This window comes from Lipingzhangella rawalii (assembly GCF_031628175.1).
In the GTDB taxonomy this organism is placed as follows: domain Bacteria; phylum Actinomycetota; class Actinomycetes; order Streptosporangiales; family Streptosporangiaceae; genus Lipingzhangella_A; species Lipingzhangella_A rawalii.
This window is the reverse complement of record NZ_JAVLVT010000035.1, coordinates 1-1,220: the sequence shown is the minus strand read 5'-3', so window position 1 is coordinate 1,220 and position 1,220 is coordinate 1. Positions and strand designations below refer to the sequence as shown.

The 1,220-nt window shown below is 68.3% G+C and carries 1 pseudogene; it reads left to right on the top strand.

What is annotated here, in order from left to right:
- Positions 1-76: 76 nt before the first annotated feature.
- Positions 77-1,220, top strand: a pseudogene (locus RIF23_RS20905) (glycosyltransferase family 4 protein); the annotation flags it as partial.

Genomic DNA, 1,220 nt, shown 5'->3' with positions numbered 1-1,220 from the left:
GCCCCAGCCAATTCTTCCGCAGCGCTCCGGCCCGCGGAATTCCGCGGGCTCGGCCAGTGGCAGGGTTGTGGTGAAAATGGCCAGTGAGGACATCAGTCGCCCGACGACCTCCCAGGGGGACCAGGACCAAGCACACCGCGCCGCCTACGAACGGCACCGAGAGGACCTACTCCGGAATTACCGCCGGCGGCTGGCCCAGGCGCACCCGGCGGACCAAGAGGCTCTACAGGACGAGTACACCGCGGACTGCGCGCGGCTGGCCCAACGGTACTCCGCGGGCCAGTTCCCCCAACGGTTCCTCCTGTACTGCACGGAATGGGACCCCCACAAGGGCGGCATTGTCGCGGTGAACCGCAACCTCGCCGAAGGGCTGGCCGAGGCCGGCCACGAGGTCTTCGTCCGTATCGGCCACCCGGTGCCCGAGGGTGCCAGCGATGAACGCATACACCTGATCGGGCCGCGCGAGTACGACCCCGCTCGAAGCGCACAGGACCAGCTCAGCTAGGACGGGGAGGAACTGCCGAGCAACGTCGACGCCATCATCGGCCACAGCCGGTATTCCGGCCCGCAGGCGCTGCAGGTACGCGACGAGCACTACCCGGGCACCCCGTTCATCCCCATGGTGCACATGGTCACCGGGGCGCTCGCCCGAGTGGCGAATCGACCGGACCTGGAAGCGCGGTTCGAGGACATCGAGCGTCGCTTGGTCGCCAACGCCGATACGGTCGCGGCGGTGGGGCCGACTCTGGCTGACGAAGCCAGGCGACTTGCGGCTACCAATCCGGGTGACCATGCCCCGCCGGTGCACCAGGTCACTCCAGGGGTGGCGCTCGAGGAACAGCAGCTACCTCCCCGGGATGGCACGCGAACCCGGAACGTGTTGGTGGTCGGCCGTGCCGACGCGCCGCAGAAGGGTGCGCACCACGCGGCCCTCATGGTTCGCCGGCTCCGCGCGGAGGGGATGGACGTGCAGTTGACCGTGCGCGGCATCCCATCCGAAGCGGTAGACCATATCCAACGGCGGTTGTCCACCATCGCCGGGGTCCAGGTGAGAGTCAAACCTTTCACGATTACCCGTAGTGAGATCCTCGCGGACATGCGTCAGGCTGACGTTGTGCTGATGCCCTCGCGGGCGGAGGGCTTCGGACTGGTCGGGCTGGAGGCTGTCGGGGCTGGCATCCCCGTACTGGTGCCCGACAGCAGCGGGGTGGGTGCACACC